This is a genomic window from Caulobacter sp. GW821-FHT10C03 (assembly GCF_059415485.1).
In genome coordinates this window covers 192735-208309 of record NZ_JBWKNI010000010.1, presented here as the reverse complement: position 1 = coordinate 208309, position 15575 = coordinate 192735, and the positions used below count along the sequence as shown (strand labels likewise).

20 protein-coding genes are annotated in these 15575 nt (G+C 67.4%); 9 read left to right on the top strand and 11 right to left on the bottom strand.

The genetic code is table 11. From position 1 onward, the window contains the following. Positions 1 to 64: 64 nt before the first annotated feature. From AC07NG_RS15320 to AC07NG_RS15295, 6 genes are all read right to left on the bottom strand, one after another. A complete protein-coding gene (locus AC07NG_RS15320; RefSeq protein WP_494594907.1) occupies positions 65 to 970 on the bottom strand; it encodes a flagellin in 906 nt (301 codons plus the stop codon). 2 nt (positions 971 to 972) lie between these two features. Further along, a complete protein-coding gene (gene flgK / locus AC07NG_RS15315; protein WP_494594905.1) occupies positions 973 to 2700 on the bottom strand; it encodes a flagellar hook-associated protein FlgK in 1728 nt (575 codons plus the stop codon). 4 nt (positions 2701 to 2704) lie between these two features. After that, entirely contained in the window at positions 2705 to 3031 is a 327-nt protein-coding gene (locus tag AC07NG_RS15310; protein ID WP_110121036.1) for a hypothetical protein, read from the bottom strand. Positions 3032 to 3036: 5 nt separating this feature from the next. Further along, the gene (gene flgE / locus AC07NG_RS15305) at positions 3037 to 4314 is read right to left on the bottom strand and encodes a flagellar hook protein FlgE (protein ID WP_492853585.1); all 1278 of its coding nucleotides are present in this window, start codon (positions 4312 to 4314) and stop codon (positions 3037 to 3039) included. A gap of 12 nt (positions 4315 to 4326) precedes the next feature. Continuing rightward, positions 4327 to 4653, bottom strand: a complete 327-nt coding sequence (locus AC07NG_RS15300; RefSeq protein ID WP_110121034.1) for a flagellar hook capping FlgD N-terminal domain-containing protein — start codon at positions 4651 to 4653, stop codon at positions 4327 to 4329. Between the two features lie 139 nt (positions 4654 to 4792). Next, the gene (locus AC07NG_RS15295) at positions 4793 to 5809 is read right to left on the bottom strand and encodes a hypothetical protein (RefSeq protein ID WP_494594903.1); all 1017 of its coding nucleotides are present in this window, start codon (positions 5807 to 5809) and stop codon (positions 4793 to 4795) included. 229 nt (positions 5810 to 6038) lie between these two features. Between AC07NG_RS15295 and AC07NG_RS15290 the strand changes: the two genes are divergently transcribed. The 7 genes from AC07NG_RS15290 (at position 6039) to fixK (ending at position 11375) form a co-directional block, all read left to right on the top strand. Next, positions 6039 to 6866, top strand: a complete 828-nt coding sequence (locus tag AC07NG_RS15290; RefSeq protein ID WP_487288513.1) for a flagellin — start codon at positions 6039 to 6041, stop codon at positions 6864 to 6866. A 97-nt stretch (positions 6867 to 6963) separates the two neighbouring features. Next, a complete protein-coding gene (fliD, locus tag AC07NG_RS15285; protein WP_494594902.1) occupies positions 6964 to 8652 on the top strand; it encodes a flagellar filament capping protein FliD in 1689 nt (562 codons plus the stop codon). Next, positions 8639 to 9010 carry a flagellar protein FliS gene (locus AC07NG_RS15280; protein WP_492853581.1) on the top strand — a complete coding sequence of 124 codons (372 nt, stop codon included), beginning with the start codon at positions 8639 to 8641 and terminating at the stop codon, positions 9008 to 9010. Before fliD ends, AC07NG_RS15280 begins: the two co-directional genes overlap by 14 nt. Positions 9011 to 9177: 167 nt before the next feature. After that, the gene (locus AC07NG_RS15275) at positions 9178 to 9795 is read left to right on the top strand and encodes an RNA polymerase sigma factor (protein ID WP_494594900.1); all 618 of its coding nucleotides are present in this window, start codon (positions 9178 to 9180) and stop codon (positions 9793 to 9795) included. After that, positions 9743 to 9958, top strand: a complete 216-nt coding sequence (locus AC07NG_RS15270) for a hypothetical protein (RefSeq protein ID WP_492853579.1) — start codon at positions 9743 to 9745, stop codon at positions 9956 to 9958. Before AC07NG_RS15275 ends, AC07NG_RS15270 begins: the two co-directional genes overlap by 53 nt. A gap of 78 nt (positions 9959 to 10036) precedes the next feature. Next, complete coding sequence (locus tag AC07NG_RS15265) at positions 10037 to 10462, top strand: lysozyme inhibitor LprI family protein (RefSeq protein ID WP_494594898.1); 426 nt, start codon at positions 10037 to 10039, stop codon at positions 10460 to 10462. Positions 10463 to 10736: 274 nt separating this feature from the next. Further along, a complete protein-coding gene (fixK, locus tag AC07NG_RS15260) occupies positions 10737 to 11375 on the top strand; it encodes a transcriptional regulator FixK (RefSeq protein WP_492853577.1) in 639 nt (212 codons plus the stop codon). A gap of 64 nt (positions 11376 to 11439) precedes the next feature. On the opposite strand, the gene bfr is transcribed toward fixK, so the two are convergent. Beyond that, positions 11440 to 11922 carry a bacterioferritin gene (gene bfr / locus AC07NG_RS15255; protein ID WP_198574152.1) on the bottom strand — a complete coding sequence of 161 codons (483 nt, stop codon included), beginning with the start codon at positions 11920 to 11922 and terminating at the stop codon, positions 11440 to 11442. 152 nt (positions 11923 to 12074) lie between these two features. Further along, positions 12075 to 12260: a (2Fe-2S)-binding protein gene (locus AC07NG_RS15250; RefSeq protein ID WP_110121027.1), complete on the bottom strand. Its 186-nt coding sequence runs from the start codon at positions 12258 to 12260 to the stop codon at positions 12075 to 12077. A gap of 336 nt (positions 12261 to 12596) precedes the next feature. Here AC07NG_RS15250 and thiE point away from each other — a divergent pair, with 336 nt between their 5' ends. Beyond that, positions 12597 to 13244, top strand: coding sequence for a thiamine phosphate synthase (gene thiE, locus AC07NG_RS15245; RefSeq protein WP_494594897.1), 648 nt, complete (start codon positions 12597 to 12599; stop codon positions 13242 to 13244). Between the two features lie 83 nt (positions 13245 to 13327). Further along, a complete protein-coding gene (locus AC07NG_RS15240; RefSeq protein ID WP_494594895.1) occupies positions 13328 to 13756 on the top strand; it encodes a hypothetical protein in 429 nt (142 codons plus the stop codon). On the opposite strand, the gene AC07NG_RS15235 is transcribed toward AC07NG_RS15240, so the two are convergent. The 3 genes from AC07NG_RS15235 to AC07NG_RS15225 form a co-directional block, all read right to left on the bottom strand. Then, positions 13753 to 14079, bottom strand: coding sequence for a hypothetical protein (locus AC07NG_RS15235; protein WP_492853573.1), 327 nt, complete (start codon positions 14077 to 14079; stop codon positions 13753 to 13755). The genes AC07NG_RS15240 and AC07NG_RS15235 overlap by 4 nt on opposite strands. 6 nt (positions 14080 to 14085) lie before the next feature. Beyond that, positions 14086 to 14943 (bottom strand): sigma-70 family RNA polymerase sigma factor, encoded by an 858-nt coding sequence (locus AC07NG_RS15230; protein WP_494594893.1) that lies wholly within the window; start codon positions 14941 to 14943, stop codon positions 14086 to 14088. A 155-nt stretch (positions 14944 to 15098) separates the two neighbouring features. Beyond that, the gene (locus AC07NG_RS15225; protein ID WP_494594892.1) at positions 15099 to 15422 is read right to left on the bottom strand and encodes a hypothetical protein; all 324 of its coding nucleotides are present in this window, start codon (positions 15420 to 15422) and stop codon (positions 15099 to 15101) included. Positions 15423 to 15575: the final 153 nt, after the last annotated feature.

Genomic DNA, 15575 nt, shown 5'->3' with positions numbered 1-15575 from the left:
TCGGCGCAGGCCCCCTCAGTCGCTTCGCGACAGCTCCCCCAGAAGGGGAGCATCTTGTCGCCCACTACAGATACTTGCTCAGGCTCAGCGAGGAGAGGGTGCTGATCATCGAGTACATGGCTTCCAGCTGGGTTTCGTACTGGGTGGCCAGGACGGCGGTCTCGGCGAGGTCGGCGTCCTTGAGGTTGGACGACAGGGTGTCGATGCTGTCGATCTTGGCCTCGTTGCGCGAGGTCAGGTCCGACAGGGTCGAGGCCTGCAGCGAGACCTGCTCCTGCAGCGAGCCGACGCCGGTCACCGCGTCGCTGACCATGTCGTAGGCGCTGGAGATCACCGTGGTGTCGCTGGGCGAGGCGATGACCATCTTCAGCGCCCGGGCCAGCTCCTCGAAGGCCGAGGAATCGGCGGTGACCGACAGGTTGATGGTCTGGCCGTCAGTGGTGGTGAAGGTGCGGCCGGCGCCGGAGCCCTGGTAGTAGTTGGTGTCGGCGACGCTGGTGTCGGCCGTCGGGTCGTAGTCGGTGTCGCTGTAGTCGACGGCGGCGGCGTCGCCGGCCGTGCCCGAGAACAGGTAGACGCCGGCCGAGTTGCTGTTGAGCAGGGCCTGGAGGTCGTTCAGCCAGCTGGTGGCGTACTGCGTCATGGTGTCGGCGTCGGTGGTCGTGCTCGACATCATCGAGGCCAGCTGGGTCTTGATGGTGGTGGCCAGGTCGGCGATGTCGCCCAGGGCCGAGTAGGAGGCGTTGACATAGGCCGCCGCGGTGCTGGCCGCGCTGTTCTCGGCCGTCAGGGCCGCGCTCTGGCTGGACAGGCGCAGCAGGCTGCCGGTGTCCTTGCCCAGGCCCCCATAGGTGGTCGACTTCAGGCCCGAGGCGGTCTGGGCCTGCTGGTCGGCCAGCTTGGCCTGCACCTTCAGGCTGGCCGTCAGCATGGTGTTGGAGTGGTTGAAGGTGGCGATGCGGCTGATCATGGTCAGCTCACCATGCTGATCAGGGCTTCGAACAGTTCCTTGGCCATCGAGACGAGCTGGGCGGTGGCCTCGTACTGCGACTGGTAGGTCGTCAGCAGGGCCAGCTCTTCGTCGACATTGACGGCGGTGGTGTTCTGCAGCCGGCTGGCAGCCGCCTCGTAGGTGGCCTGGGCGGTCTCGGAGCTGGAGGAGGCGTCGGAGACCAGGGTCGCCGCGCCGGCGACGAAGCTGGCGGTGTAGGACGACAGGGTGACGGTCTTGGCCGGCTGGTCGCCGGCCGCCGCGAAGCTCAGGGTCCCCGACAGCATCGAGGTCAGGGCGTCGACGGTGGTGCTGTCGGAGGTCGACAGAGCACGGTCGCCGGCCGACAGCGTGGTCGAGGTGTCGAGCGCGCCGGTGGCCAGCAGGCTGTAGTCGTTCGCCAGCTTCGAGGAGATCGAGATGTCGGCTGCGGTCGAGCCGGAGAACAGGTCGTTGAAGCCGAAATAGTCGGAGACGCCCTGGGCGTCGTCGCCGACCGAGGCGCCGATGTCGCCCAGGGCCACGCCGTTGGCGCTGTCGTCGGCGGTGATGGTCAGCTTGCCGTCGGTGCCGATGCTGGCCGACAGGCCGTCGATGGCGTCGAGGGCGTTCACCAGATCATCGACGCTGGAATAGGACGACAGGTCCAGGTCCTCGGTCGAGATCGTGGTTCCGCTGGAATCGACCACGGCCACCCGCAGCGTGCCGCTGGCCGAGAAGCCGTCGCTGCCCGACACCGTGCCGGCGCTGGTCAGGGTGGTGGGGGCGGGCACGGCGGAGCCGGCGTTGGTGATGGCGTTGACCTGCGAGATCAGGGTCGACGCCATGGCGTCCAGCTCGGCCTGCTCGTCGACCAGGGTCTCGTCGCGCAGGGTGATCAGCGCGCCCAGCTGGCCGGAATCGACGCTCTCGGTGATGTCCTTGCCGTTCAGCATGATACCCGAGATCGTGTCGGGATAGACGCTGGTCGCGCCGAGTGCGCTGGAGGCGGTGTAGCTGAGCTTGGCCGCGGTGGTGCCCAGCAGCTGGTCGCCGCCGGTGGTGTAGACCACCAGCTTGTTGTCCGACGTCGTGTAGCTGCTGATGCCGATCAGGCCCGACAGGGTGGTCAGGGCCGAGTCGCGCTGGTCCTGCAGGCTGGTGACGTCGCCGCCTTGGGCGGTGACCGACGAGATCTGGTCGTTCAGCGAGGCCAGGGTCGACAGGGTCGAGTTGATGGTGTCGACGGTCGTGGAGATGTCGGTGTTGGCCTGGGTGCGCAGGTCCTGGATCGAGGCCGACAGGCCGCCGATGCTGGCGGCCAGCGACGAGGCGGCCGAGACCACCGAGGCCTTGGCCGTGTCGCTGTCGGCGCTGGCCGACAGCGAGGTCAGGGCGCTGGTGAAGGTGTCGAGCAGGCTGGAGAGGTCGCTGCCGGCGTCCACCGAGCCGAGGGCGGCGTCGTAGGACTGCATGTAGCTGTCGATCGTCGAGGCGTAGCCCGCGCCGGCCGCCGTCTTGACCACGGTCTTGGCCAGATAGGTGTCGGCGGCTCGCTGGATGGTGGTCGTCGAGGCCGAGTTCAGCGCCGTCGTCGCGGTCGAGCTGACGCTCTTGCGCGTGTAGGTCAGGTCGTCCGCGTTGGCCACGTTGGCGTTGGCCACCGCGATCTGCATCTGCGTGTTGGACAGCGCGGACGAGGCGGAGCTGATGATCGACGACAGCGACATGGCGCTAGTCCTTGCGGCGGCGGTGGTCGCGCAGGGCCCGGACGCTGCCGCGATAGCCGGCGGTGGCGCTCAGGCCGCGCGTGACGGCCTGGATGCGTTCGCGGCTCTCGGCCATGTCGGTCTCGAGCGCGGCGACGCGGGTTTCCAGCACGGTCTGCACGTCGTGCAGGTTCGACAGCATCAGCAGGCGCTGGTCGTCCGACAGGGCCGACAGGCCCTCGGCGATGCTGCGCGCCAGGGCCCGGGCCTCCTCGACCGAGGAGACCACCGGCGTGTCGCGGTCCCGGCGCGCCTTCTGGGCGCGGGTATGCAGGCGTTCGATGGTGCCCATGGCGCTCACCGCACCGCCTGGATCAGGGTGTCGAACATGTCGCTGGTGGCGCTGACGACCTGCGAAGCGGCCGAATAGGCCTGCTGGGCGATGATCATCTTGTTGAACTCGGTGGCCGTGTCGGTGGTCGAGCCTTCGAGGGCGCTGGCCACCAGGCTGCCGGCGCTGCCTTCGCCTGGAAGGTTCAGGTGCACCTGACCGGCGGCCGAGTTCTCGTCATAGACCGTGCCCGAGACGTGGGTCAGGCCGTTGGGGTTGCTGAAGGTGGCGACCGGGATCTGGTAGATCGCCAGGCTGACCCCGTTGTCGAAATTGGCCGTGACCAGGCCGCTCTCGTCGATGGTGATGCCCGACAGCTCGCCGTAGTTGGCGCCGTCCTGTTCGAAGGTCGGGCTCAGCGACAGGGTCGAGGAGGTCGAGGCGAACTGGGTCAGGCCGTCGGTGCCGCCGGTTTCGCCCAGGTCCAGCGTGATGGTGCTGTCGGCGGCGCCGGTGGAAAAGCCGCTGATCGACAGGTCGACGGGCGACGGGTCGGTCGAGGCCAGGCTGCCGTCGGAATTGAAGGTGACGGTCACCGAACTGGGGCTGATCGTGCCCGAAGTGGTCGAGCTGTCCGACGTCAGGGTCGGATCCGACAGGCTCAGCGTCCAGGTGTTGTCGCCGGTCTTGGTCCAGGTCTGGCCGACGGTGTGGCTGACGCCCAGGGAGTCGATGACCTCCATGCTGGTGTCGTAGCTGTCGCCGGTGACCGTATCGGCCGGCAGGTTGGCGGCCATGGTCACCGTCGAGGTGGCCTTGGCCGTGCCGCTGATCGAGTCGAGGTTGATCGCTGACAGGCTGGTCAGGTCGCTGGTGTTGGACGTCAGGATGTTGCCGTCCGAGTCCGTCGCGTAGCCCATCAGGTAATAGCCTTCGCTATTGACCAGATAGCCGTCGGAATCCGTCGAGAAGCTGCCGTTGCGGCTGTAGACAAGCGCGCTGCCGGTGTCGCCCGGATCGGCCGCGACCACGAAATAGCCCGAGCCGTCGATGGCGACGTTGGTCGAGACGCTTGTCGACGAGATCGTGCCGGTGACGTTCAGCGCCTGGCTGGTCTTGGCCACCACCGAGCTGGTCGAGGTGTTGGAGTTCATCGCGCCGCTGACCAGCGACTGGAACGAGACCTCCGAGGTCTTGTAGGCGGTGGTCGAGGCGTTGGCGATGTTCTCCGAGATCGCCGACAGAGCGATGCTCTGGGCGGTCAGGCCGGAGACGGCCGTGGAGAGGGCGGAGGAAAGGCTCATCTCGGCTCGCCCTTATTCGCTTTGCGAGGCCAGCAGCTGGACCTGGGTCAGCAGCGACGAGAGGTTGTCCGACATGCTGGTGGTCGTGTCGGACAGGGTCGACATGGTGTCCGACAGCGAGGTCAGGGTGTCGTTGGTGCTGATCTGCTGCTCCAGCGAGGCGTAGCTCGCCAACTGGCTGGTGAACTCGGTCGGATCGGTCGGATCCAGCGGGTTCTGGTTGGTCAGCTGGGTCATCAGCAGCGACAGGAAGTCGGTCGTGCCGAGTTGCAGCGTGCTCGACGCGCTGGACGTGCTCGCGGTGCTGGTCGTGCTCGTCGTCGAAGAGACGGTGGTCATGGAGAGATCTCCGGTGAAATCGGTCCGACGCCCTGGGCGCCGATCGATGGGTTCAACGGAGGCTCCGCCGCGGATGGGGCGGTTTATTTTTGGAGGGGTGGGGAAGGCCGCTTTTGTCGCACACGGGCGGGGCGGGTGATCAGTCCTGGCCGGGGCAGCCCCGGTGGGCGATCCGCGCGGCCAGCAGGTTGATCGCCTCCCAGAAGTCGGGCGAGGGCGGAGGCGTGTAGTCCGGCGGCGGGGTCAGGTATCGGCACTGCTCGGTCAGTTCGTCCGCGCTGACGTCGCCGCGCGCCAGGGCGGCGGCCATGAAGATCTCCTGGGCGCCGCCGTTGAGGTCGGGCCACAGCTGCGAGGTCGGGGCGTCGTAGATGGCCGAAGAGGCGGCCGGCGGCGTCGCGACCCGCTGCGGCCGCTCGCCCGCGGCTTCGGTCAGCAGGGCGTCGCTCGCCGTCCGCAGCGCCGCGACGGCGGCGTCGTGGGTCAGCAGCTCACAGGTGGCCTTGGCGGGTTGCGACGACCAGGCGCCGCAGGCCGGATCGAAGCTCGCGCCCGCGCGTGCGTACGTCTTCATGCGGGCGATCGAGGCCGCGGCGGCCGTTCGCTCGTCGGCCGGGGCCGAGGCCGCGTAGAGGGCGGCGAAATAGAGATATCGATGGAAGCCCAGCGCCCGCCAGCCGCAGGCCGAGCGGGGGACGATGTAGATCTCCCTGATGTCGTCCGGCGTATCCGGACGCACATCGACCCGTTGCGGACCCACGCGGTCGCCCATCGTCTGGGGCGGGCAGGGCGCGGCGGGGGCGAGGCGGGCGACGGCGCGCTCAACCTCCTTCAGGCTGGGGGCGCCGGCCAGGTCCTGGCCTCGTAGCCGGCGCTCGGCCCACAAGGCGATGTCAGGGACGCGCGCGCGGCAGGCGCTGTCCTGGATGTCCGGCTCGCAGCGCAGGATATCCGCTCCCTTCAGCGGCGCGATCTTGCCCGACTGGGCGTTGCGCCCTGCCGGAAGCTGGTTGGCGGCGTAGATCAAGCGACTTTGCCGATACTCCACGTCGAGATCGGCGGTCGCCGCCCGGGCGAGGGCCGGCGCCGCCGCCAGCAGCATAAGGGCCAGCCAGCCGGCCGCCCCGAACGCGCGTCTCGATGAAGCCTGGCCCATGCCGCCCCCGTCGTCCGATGCAGGCTGACGCGATCGGCGGATGAAAATCAACTCGAGGCGGTGTGCGGCCGCCTTTCCAGCGCCTGCGCGCGGAGGGCGAAAAGAAAAACCGCCCCATCGTCGGGGGACGTCCCGTTCAACTCGTCGAAGCCAGGCCGACAGAACGGCGGACAGCTTCCCGGCCGGACTCTCCCCCGGACGGACTCCAGACAGAGAACCGGACTAGAACATGCCAGTTATCTCCACCAACACGGCCGCCAACACCGCCCTGCGCTACCTGAACAACAACTCGGCTGCGCAGAGCGAGTCCCTGGCGAAGCTGTCGAGCGGCTCGCGGATCGTCAGCGCGAAGGACGACGCCTCCGGCCTCGCCATCGCGACGTCCATGAACGCCGACGTGACCGTGCTGAACCAAGCCGCCACCAACGTGACCAGCGGCACCTCGGTGCTGAACACCGCGGACGGCGCGCTGTCCAACATCGCCGACATCCTGCAGCGTATGAAGTCCCTGACGGCCCAGGCCCAATCGGGGAGCTCGAGCTCTGACGACATCAGCTACATCGACGCTGAGTATCAGCAGTTGCTCGAGGAAGTGGACGACATCACCACGTCGACCACCTTCAACGGCATCACGCTTCTGGATGGCGCGAGCGACTACGGCTCCTCGGCCGGCGTCGACTTCCTGGTCGGCACCTCGTCGAGCGACGTGATCTCGGTGAAGCTGGGCGACGCGGACACTGCCGCGCTTTCGCTCGACGGCACCTCGATCACCTCGTCCTCGGCTTCGGCGCTGATGGACACCCTCGACCAGGCGATCACGGACGTCTCGAAAATGCGGGCCGACGTGGGCGCCACCCTGTCGCGTTTCGAATTCCGGGGCGACGTGATCTCGACCTCGCTCGAGAACCTGGAATCGGCCGCGTCGGCCATCACCGACGTGGACATCGCCAGCGAGCAGACCAACTTCACCAACGCTCAGACCCTGACCAGCGCAGCGATTTCGGCCCTCAGCCAGGCCAACTCGATGAGCCAGTCGCTTCTGAAGTTGCTGCAGTAGTCGGCTCATGCCGTGACGGCGCGGGCCCGCCCGCGTCGTCCTGCAGACTGGGCGGGAGGATTCTCTGGATCCTCCCGCCGACTTTCCGGACATCGCCATGACGACGACCAGCACCGTCTCGACCTCCGGGTCGACGACCTACCTGACCGGCACGATCTCGGGGCTCGACACCGACTCGCTGATCGAGGCCGCCGTCGCGCAGAAGACCGCGCGAGCCGACACCATCGACGCCAAGGTCACGACCAACGAGACCAAGATCGCCTCCTATCAGGAGCTGCAGACGCTGCTGCAGGCGGTCTCGGACTCCATGGAGTCGCTGGCCTCGACGACCTACAGCTCGGTCTCGACCACCACCAACGCCTTCGACGAGAAGAGCGCCTATCTCACCGCCTCGGACGGCACCGACGCGACGGACGTGCTCGCGGTCAGCGCCGACGCCGACGCGGTCGCGGCCTCCTATTCGATCACCGTCACCCAGCTGGCCAAGGCCATGAAGATCGCCTCGACCGCCCAGACGGCCGACACGGCCCTGGGCCTGGACGGGGTGTTCTCGCTGAACACCACCGACGGGACGGCTGCCCAGATCACCGTCACCTCGGACATGACGGTCGAGGACCTGGCCGACGCCATCAACAACGTCAGCGGCGACACCGGCGTCGTCGCCACCCTGATCGCCAGCTCGACGGGCACGCGCCTGGTGATGTCGACCAGCGACACCAACCAGGAGATCACGCTCTCGACCGTCTCGGGTGACGACATCGGCCAGAGCGTCGGCCTGACCGACAGCGCGGGCGACTTCTCCAACGTGCTGCAGGAAGCCCAGCCGGCCATCGTCACCATCGACGGCGTCGAGATCGAGAGCGACAGCAACGAGCTGACCGACACCATTCCGGGCCTGTCGATCTCGCTGCTGCAGGCCACCTCGGGCCAGACCATCACCCTCGACATCGAGGCCAACTACGACGACATCAAGACGGCGATCACCGACTTCATCACCGCCTACAACGCGCTGCGGTCGTTCGTCGTCACCAACCAGACGGTCGGTTCGGACGGCTCGGTCTCGGACGACGCGGTGCTGTTCGCCGACAGCATCCTGCGCGACGTCAACCGCCGCCTGAGCGACATGCTGGGCGGGACCGCTGGCTCGGACGACGAGCTGACCGACCTGTCGGCCCTGGGCGTCACCATCAACGCCGACAATCAGCTGGAGCTGACCGACGAGACGACGCTCGACAACCTGCTGCTGACCGACCTTTCGAGCGTGGCCAAGTTCTTCGAGACCGGCTTCACCAGCAGCAACAGCAATCTGAAGCTGCTGAAGAACGACACCACCGTCTCGTTCGACTTCGACATGCAGGTCAACGTCACCGACGGGGCGATCTCCAGTGTGTCGGTGAACGGCGACTCCAGCCTGTTCACGATCTCCGGCAACCGGATCATCGGCGCGACCGGCTCGATCTACGAGGGCCTGTCCTTCGCCCTGGCCTCGCCGACCTCCGGCACGATCTCGGTCGAGATCAACCAGGGCTTCGCGAACATGATCACGAGCCTGATCGACGACTACGCCAACACCTCCAGCGGCGTGATCCAACAACGGATCGAAAGCCTGGAGACGGTCAACGAAAACCTCACCGACCAGTCCGACCAGATCCGCGAGGACGCGGAGACGTACCGGACCAAGCTGATCTCGAAATACTCGGCGATGGAGACCGAACTCTACGCCGCCCAGATCCTCCAGCAGCAGATCGCAGCCATCTTGGGAGCCGACAGCAGTGACGACGACTAACCAGGCGCTCAGCGCCTACGCGGCTTCCAGCCGCCTCACCGCCAACCCGCGCGACGTGCTGGCTTCCGTGCACGAGGAGCTCTACCGCGCGATCGCCTCGGCAAAATTCGCCCACGAGCAGGGGCGGCTGGATCAAATGTGCCGACATGCCATGCGGGCCACCCAGATCCTGACCGTCCTATCGACGACGCTGGATTTTTCGGCGGCCGGCAAGGACGGCGCGACGTTGCGAAAGTTCTACCAATACGTGCTCGACGGCCTGCTTCGCGCCAGTCGCAGCAAAGATGTGTCCAGTGTGTATCAAATCGTACTGGACTTGTTGCGCCCGTTTTGCAAAGAACTGCGTTCTGAAAAATAGCAATGTACCGATAGTATCGGAAATGTATCGATCAAATACAGTAATGTAGTTATTCGATATATGGCACGCTGTTTGCCTATTCCATTGCGATACAGCGATGGAGGCGAGTAATCGCCATGGCGAATTCAGCGACGATTGCGACGACGGGCGAGTTTGGTCTGTCTGACGTGCGCTCTGACGAGGAGCTGTTCCTGGCCTGCCGCGACGGCGACCAGACGGCTTTTCGGGTTCTGGTCGACCGGCACCTGCGGATGGTGCGGCGACTGGCGCTCAACGTCCTGGGCGACGTTCAGGAAGCCGAGGACGCGGCCCAGGAGGCATTTATTGCCGCCTGGCGCGCTCGCGAGCGCTGGACGCCGGACGCCCGGTTCTCGACCTGGCTGCACCGCATCGCCGTCAACAAGGCCATCGATCGTCGCCGGGTCCGCAAGGCGACGCCGGAATCCCAGGAGGTCATCACCCGCCTGGCCGACGCCGAAGTCCAGGCGCCGGCCCAGGCCGACGCCCTCGCCAATCTCGAACGCACGGAGACCGCCAAGACGCTTCAGAAAGCCCTCGACAAGCTTCCCGACACCCAGCGCCAGGCGCTGACCATGTTCTATTTCGAAGAGCTCGACGTCGGTAGAATCGCCGACGCCATGGACTGTTCGGAACAGGCGGTGCGCTCGCTCCTGAAACGGGGCCGGCAAACCCTCAAGACTCGACTCCAGAAACAGAAGAAGATCTGTGGCTATGGACCTGAAACTATTCGAAGCCCGGCTGAAGGCGCTGGGTCCCGCGCTTGACCGCTGGCCGCCCGACGAGGCGCAAGCGGCGATCGCGCTGATGTCGACCTCGGAAGAGGCCCAGGACCTGTTCGCGACCATGACCGCCGAGGATCTCGGCGTGTTCGACGACCCCGGCGGCGACCTGTCGGCCCTGGCCGACCGCATCGGCAAGGCGCTGTAGGCGAGGGCGGCCGCGCGCCTTGAAGCCGTCGTGATCGGCGGCGCATGCTGGGCGTCCTGCAACGCAAGGACGCGCCACATGCTCTTTCGACGCTCGATCCCCACCGTGCTGCTGCTGGCTCTCGCCGTCGCGACGCCGGCCTTGGCCCAGCCGTCACGGATCGATCCCGAGAAGGAATACTCCCCGGCCTACGACCGCTGCCTGAACAGCGGCGACGCCCTGAAGGGCGTGACCGTGGCCATGGCCGGCTGCACCAACGCCGAACTCCAGAAGCAGGACGCCCGCCTCAACCGCGCCTACAAGGCGGCCATGGCCAAGCGCTCCAAGCCCCAGCAGGCCAATCTGCGCACCGCCCAGCGCGCCTGGATCAAGCGTCGCGACGCCGAGTGCCAGGAAGACCTGACCGGCGGCACCATCGACATGCTGAACATCGGCGGCTGCCACCTCAGCATGACCACCGTGCGCGCCGTGGAGCTGGAGCGGATGGTCAAGGCGCGGCGCTAGGAACCTCCCCCTCTGGGGGAGGCGGCCGAAGGCCGGTGGGGGGACGTTTTCAGCTTTCGAGGCGGCGGGTGATTTCGCAATCACTCCCCCCACCGATCGCTGCGCGATCGCCTCCCCCAAAGGGGGAGGTTCCCGCCGCGCGCCCTCCCGAATTTGCGCCTACGCAAAAACCCTTATGCGCGGCCCCCGAATTTACCCCTACGCGGAGAAGGGGGAATGTGCCGGCGTCACGGGGCGGTCTCCCCACCGCCTCCTTCCTCCCCGGGAGCCTCCGATGCTGTCGCCCCTCCGTTTCGAGCCCGCCTTTGCCCAGCCGGCCCTGCCGGGCGTCTCCGCCGGCGTCATCCGCTACGCCGCCGGCGAGGAGATCTTCGCCGAGGGCGACGCGGCCGATCAGGTCTATGAGCTGGTCGAGGGCACAGTGCGCACGGGCCGGCTGCTGCGCGACGGCCGCCGCCAGATCGACGCCTTCCACTTCGCCGGCGAGGCCTTCGGCTTCGAGGCCGGCGACATCCACCGCACCACGGCCGAGGCCGTCGGCGACGTCGCCGTCCGCATCGTCCGCCGCCGGGCGCTCAGCGATCTCGCCGCCCGCGACGGCGACGTGGCCCGCAAGCTCTACCAGGTGACCATCGCCGGCCTGCAGCGCAGCCAGGACCACGTGCTGATGCTGGGTCGCCGCAGCGCCTGCGAGCGGGTGGCGGGCCTGCTGCTGCTGCTGGCCGACCGCAAGGGCGAGGCCGCCTTCGACCTGCCGATGAGCCGCCAGGACATGGCCGACTATCTGGGCCTGACCATCGAGACGGTGTCGCGCACCCTGACGGCCTTCCTGCAGGAAGGCCTGATCGCCCTGCCCACCGTGCGCCACGTCGAGCTTCTGGAGCGCCCCGCGCTGGAAGCGCTCTGCGAATAGCGAAACGGCCTCCCCGCGGGTGCGGGGAGGCCGTTCGACGATCTTCGAAGTGGTTTGAGCCCGATCAGGCCGCCGGCAGTTCACCCATGGCGCTCTGCAGGTAGTTCTGCTCGCCCAGCGACTTGATCAGCGACAGCTGGGTTTCGAGGTAGTCGATGTGCTCCTCGGTGTCGTTGAGGATCTCGCGCAGCAGTTCGCGGCTGATGTAGTCGCGGGCCTGCTCGCACTGCACGATGCCGGGGACCAGCAGTTCGCGGTTGAACAGCTCGATCGACAGGTCGGCGGCCAGGCATTCCGGCACGTTTTCGCCGATCTTCAGCTTGTGCAGGTCCTGCAGGTTGGGCAGGCCCTCGAGGAAGAGGATGCGGTTGATCAGCTTGTCGGCGTGCTTCATCTCGCCGATCGACTCTTGATAGACGATCTGGCCGAGGCGCTTGAAGCCCCAGTTGTCGTGCATGCGGGCATGCAGGAAGTACTGATTGACGGCCGTCAGCTCGTTGGTGAGCACAGCGTTGAGGACGCGGATAACGCCGGGATCGCCTTGCATGGCGGCCTCCTAAGGTTCGAGTTCGCCCGCACCCTTAAGCTGCTTTTCAAGCGCTTCAACAGTAATGTCTGCAAGTGTTTCGCAGCCTCACAGAAAAGCGTGAGAGTGCTTCGCGGTTACTGGGAATCGGCGACTTTGCGTCGCAAGACGCCTTATTCGGCGGCGAAAGCCAGAGCTTCGCGGGATTCCTGAATCATCTGGCGCATCTCGCACACGCACTTGGCGCACTGGGCCTGGCAGCCCTTGTGGCGGAAGATGTCGGCCGGACGAGTCGCGCCCGCGTCGATCGCGGCGCGGACTTCACGCTGGCGGATGCCGTTACAATTGCAGACGTACAAGGAAAGAACGCCCTACCGAATGATTGTCATTCTCATCTAACAGTTTTCCACCGGTTTGCAACTGACTCTCAGTCGAGTTCGCAGCGGCGCGTCGTCACAGGCGAGCGGGGGCTGGGAGTGAAGTGTTGGCTGAGGACCCGGCCCTTTCATCCGTGCATCCCCGCGAAGGCGGGGACCCAAGCTGAGTGGCAGGCCTGTCGCGGCGCACGCCTCATTCTGAAAAGTCGGCTTGGGTCCCCGCCTTCGCGGGGAACTAGCGGTTTGGATGGTGGGGGTCTCTGCGGCTTCCGGCTCCCCAAAGTCGCGCTCCGCCTCAAATCGGCGTAAAGGCGGCGCATGACGCTCGACTGCCGCCTCTATCTCATCACCCCGCCGTCCCTGCCGGACCTGGCCGCCTTCGGCCGCCAGCTGGCCCGCGCCCTGGAGGGCGGCGACGTGGCGGCCCTGCAGATCCGCCTCAAGGACGTCTCCGACGACGTCGTGGCCGCCGCCGTCGCGGCCCTGGCGCCGATCGCCCGCGTCCACGACGTGGCGGTGATCCTCAACGACCGGCCGGATCTGGCCGCCCGCCTCGACTGCGACGGCGTGCACGTGGGGCAGGGCGATACGCCCTACGCGACCGCCCGCAAGCTGATGGGCAAGGACCGCATTGTCGGCGTCACCTGCCACGACAGCCGCCACCTGGCCATGGAGGCCGCCGAGGCCGGGGCCGACTACGTGGCCTTCGGGGCCTTCTTCCCGACCGCCACCAAGGACGCGCCGATCGTCGCCGAGCCCGACATCCTGTCGATCTGGCAGGAGACGATGGAGGTCCCGTGCGTGGCCATCGGCGGGATCACCGCCGCCAACGCCGCGCCGCTGGCGAGCGCCGGCGCCGACTTCCTGGCCGTCTCGGGCGGGGTGTGGTCCCATCCCGAAGGCCCGGACACGGCCGTGGCGGCCCTGAACGCGGCGATCGCCGAAGGGCTCGCCGCCCGGGGTTAAGGCTGCATAACGGCGTTCTCTTGCCGTGGTTGTACGACAGGCATAGCCTCCTCCCCAGCGAACGATAACGGGGAGGGACCGCCATGAAGAAGCGGCTCGTAGCGTGTTTGCTTAGCGTACCCATGCTCGCCGCGAGCATGGTCTTTGGGGCGATGCCGGCCCTGGGAGAAAGCTGGAAACCGGCCCCTGGCGAGGCCAAGACCTATTACGACGCCGATTTCCTGAGGGTGGACGAGAGCTCAGGCCTCGTCGTTCTGCGCATCGCCGAGGGCAAGGGGGCCGGCGGGCCCTACAAGTCGTGGCCGGCCGGCAAGGGTCCGATCATGATCTTCGCCCTCGACTGCGCCGCCGACAAATGGATGGACCTCGGCATGGACTTCGCCGGTGACAAGGGCCTGCCCAAGAACTGGCGCAAGGAAGCCAAGGTCGACGACATCTCCGGCGCCGCCGGCAAGGCCGGCAAGATGGCCTGCGAGACCAGGGACAGCCTGCCCAAGGCGACTCTTCCCTAGCCGCCGGCTTCCAGCCGAATCAGCCAGGCGCGGGCCTGCTTGGGTTCGCCGGGCGCGTTCTCCTGGGCCGGACCGCGGGCGGCCATGAAGTCGTCGTGCAGCGGGTAGGGCGGCAGGCCCAGCCGGTCGCGCACCTGCGCGATCGCGTCGGCCATGGCCGCGAGGTTCTCGACGACTTCAGGTTCGGACGCGTGGGGCGTCAGGTGGATGTTGTGGCCGAACAGGCCCCAGCGACCGGCCGCGCATTCGCGCAGGGCCGCGACCAGACGGGTCTGATAATCGGTCTCGAGAACGGCAAGGCGTTCGGCGTCGTTTCTGGACATGGTTCCTCAGGCCCGCACCCGCGCCAGCTTGTCGGGGTTGCGCATGGTGTAGACGGCGGCGATGCGGCCGTCGACGATGTCCAGGCCCATGGTCTGGAACACCACGCCGTCGTGGGCCATCACCACCCCCGGCTGGCCGTTGATGCGGGCCAGGCGCGCGGTCGTACCGTCCGGATGGGGCCACTTGCGGGCGATGCCTTCCAGCAGGCGCACGGCGTTGTCGAGGCCGAACACCGGGTTCATGGTCGCCGAGACCTTGCCGCCGCCATCGGCGTGCATGACCACGTCCTTGGCCAGCAGGCCGCGCAGGGTCGCCGCGTCGCCGCTGAGGGCGGCCGCGACGAAGGCTTCGGTCAGGCGGCGCTCCTCGTCGGCGCTGGGCTTGTAGCGCGGCTTGCCGGCCTTGACGTGCTCACGAGCCCGGGCGGCCAGCTGACGCACGGCGGCCTCGGAGCGGTCCAGGGTGGCGGCGATCTCGGAAAAGGGCGTGTCGAACACGTCGTGCAGCAGGAAGGCGGCCCGCTCCAGCGGGGTCAGGCGCTCCAGCGCCAGCAGGAAGGCCACCGTCAGGTTCTCGCCCAGGCCGAAGGTCTCGTCGACATCGACCACCGGCTCGGGCAGCCACTCGCCGACATAGAGCTCGCGCCGGGCGCGGGCCGACTTCAGGCGGTCCAGGCACAGGCGCGAGACCACGCGGTTGAGGAAGCCGGCCGGGTTGCCGATCTCGGTCGTCTCGACCTCGCGCCAGCGCAGCCAGGCGTCCTGCACCACGTCCTCGGCCTCGGCCCGTGAGCCGAGCATACGATAGGCCAGGCCCGTCATGGCGGGGCGGCGGCTTTCGAAGATCGTGTCGGCTGCGCTCATGGTCGATCCCTCGGTTTGCCCGACAGGACGAGGCGAAGGCGCCAGACGTGACATGGCCGCGAGCTTTTTTCCCGCGAATTCCGCGCCGGCCTTTTTCTGCCTTTGGCGGCTTACGCCGCCGGGGAGGGATCCCGGCGGCGCGGCGGGGGAGGCCGTTACTCGGCGGCGCTGGCGGCGGCCGAGCGCAGGGCGGCGTAGTCGGCGCGGGCCTGGCCGAGGGTCTCGGCCACGCACGAGGCGTAGTTGGGGTGGCGGCTGCCCTTCAGGGCCGCGCTGCACACCTGGCGGGCGGCGCGGGTCAGCTCTTCGCTGACCACGGTCGAGGACTTGCCGGTCACCGAAATGCGCTGCGAGGCGCCAGCGGCGTGGGTCGCCGCGGTCAGGGGAACTTCGGCGGCGGCGGGTTGGGCCAGGGCCAGCAGGGCGGCCGCGGCGGTGGCGATCAGGGGAAACTTGGTCATGTTGGTCGTGTTGGTCATTGGGGGAGGACTCCTTCTATGCGCGTAGTTTGCGCGTGGCCTGACCCCTCGCTTTGCGCTGGATCAATTGCCGCCTCTAAAATTGACCGATCGGTCCCCTTTTTCAAGCGACGCAGGGTTGACCGCGACAATTCGCCCCGTCTTGCCTTCGCG

What these genes read in the sequence shown, in the direction of transcription:
- AC07NG_RS15320 (WP_494594907.1), bottom strand. Translation starts at nt 970, where the DNA reads ATGATCAGCCGCATCGCCACCTTCAACCACTCCAACACCATGCTGACG.
- flgK (WP_494594905.1), bottom strand. Translation starts at nt 2,700, where the DNA reads ATGTCGCTGTCGTCGATCATCAGCTCCGCCTCGTCCGCGCTGTCCAAC.
- AC07NG_RS15310 (WP_110121036.1), bottom strand. Translation starts at nt 3,031, where the DNA reads ATGGGCACCATCGAACGCCTGCATACCCGCGCCCAGAAGGCGCGCCGG.
- flgE (WP_492853585.1), bottom strand. Translation starts at nt 4,314, where the DNA reads ATGAGCCTTTCCTCCGCCCTCTCCACGGCCGTCTCCGGCCTGACCGCC.
- AC07NG_RS15300 (WP_110121034.1), bottom strand. Translation starts at nt 4,653, where the DNA reads ATGACCACCGTCTCTTCGACGACGAGCACGACCAGCACCGCGAGCACG.
- AC07NG_RS15295 (WP_494594903.1), bottom strand. Translation starts at nt 5,809, where the DNA reads ATGGGCCAGGCTTCATCGAGACGCGCGTTCGGGGCGGCCGGCTGGCTG.
- AC07NG_RS15290 (WP_487288513.1), top strand. Translation starts at nt 6,039, where the DNA reads ATGCCAGTTATCTCCACCAACACGGCCGCCAACACCGCCCTGCGCTAC.
- fliD (WP_494594902.1), top strand. Translation starts at nt 6,964, where the DNA reads ATGACGACGACCAGCACCGTCTCGACCTCCGGGTCGACGACCTACCTG.
- AC07NG_RS15270 (WP_492853579.1), top strand. Translation starts at nt 9,743, where the DNA reads ATGGACCTGAAACTATTCGAAGCCCGGCTGAAGGCGCTGGGTCCCGCG.
- AC07NG_RS15265 (WP_494594898.1), top strand. Translation starts at nt 10,037, where the DNA reads ATGCTCTTTCGACGCTCGATCCCCACCGTGCTGCTGCTGGCTCTCGCC.
- fixK (WP_492853577.1), top strand. Translation starts at nt 10,737, where the DNA reads ATGCTGTCGCCCCTCCGTTTCGAGCCCGCCTTTGCCCAGCCGGCCCTG.
- bfr (WP_198574152.1), bottom strand. Translation starts at nt 11,922, where the DNA reads ATGCAAGGCGATCCCGGCGTTATCCGCGTCCTCAACGCTGTGCTCACC.
- thiE (WP_494594897.1), top strand. Translation starts at nt 12,597, where the DNA reads ATGACGCTCGACTGCCGCCTCTATCTCATCACCCCGCCGTCCCTGCCG.
- AC07NG_RS15240 (WP_494594895.1), top strand. Translation starts at nt 13,328, where the DNA reads ATGAAGAAGCGGCTCGTAGCGTGTTTGCTTAGCGTACCCATGCTCGCC.
- AC07NG_RS15235 (WP_492853573.1), bottom strand. Translation starts at nt 14,079, where the DNA reads ATGTCCAGAAACGACGCCGAACGCCTTGCCGTTCTCGAGACCGATTAT.
- AC07NG_RS15230 (WP_494594893.1), bottom strand. Translation starts at nt 14,943, where the DNA reads ATGAGCGCAGCCGACACGATCTTCGAAAGCCGCCGCCCCGCCATGACG.
- AC07NG_RS15225 (WP_494594892.1), bottom strand. Translation starts at nt 15,422, where the DNA reads ATGACCAACACGACCAACATGACCAAGTTTCCCCTGATCGCCACCGCC.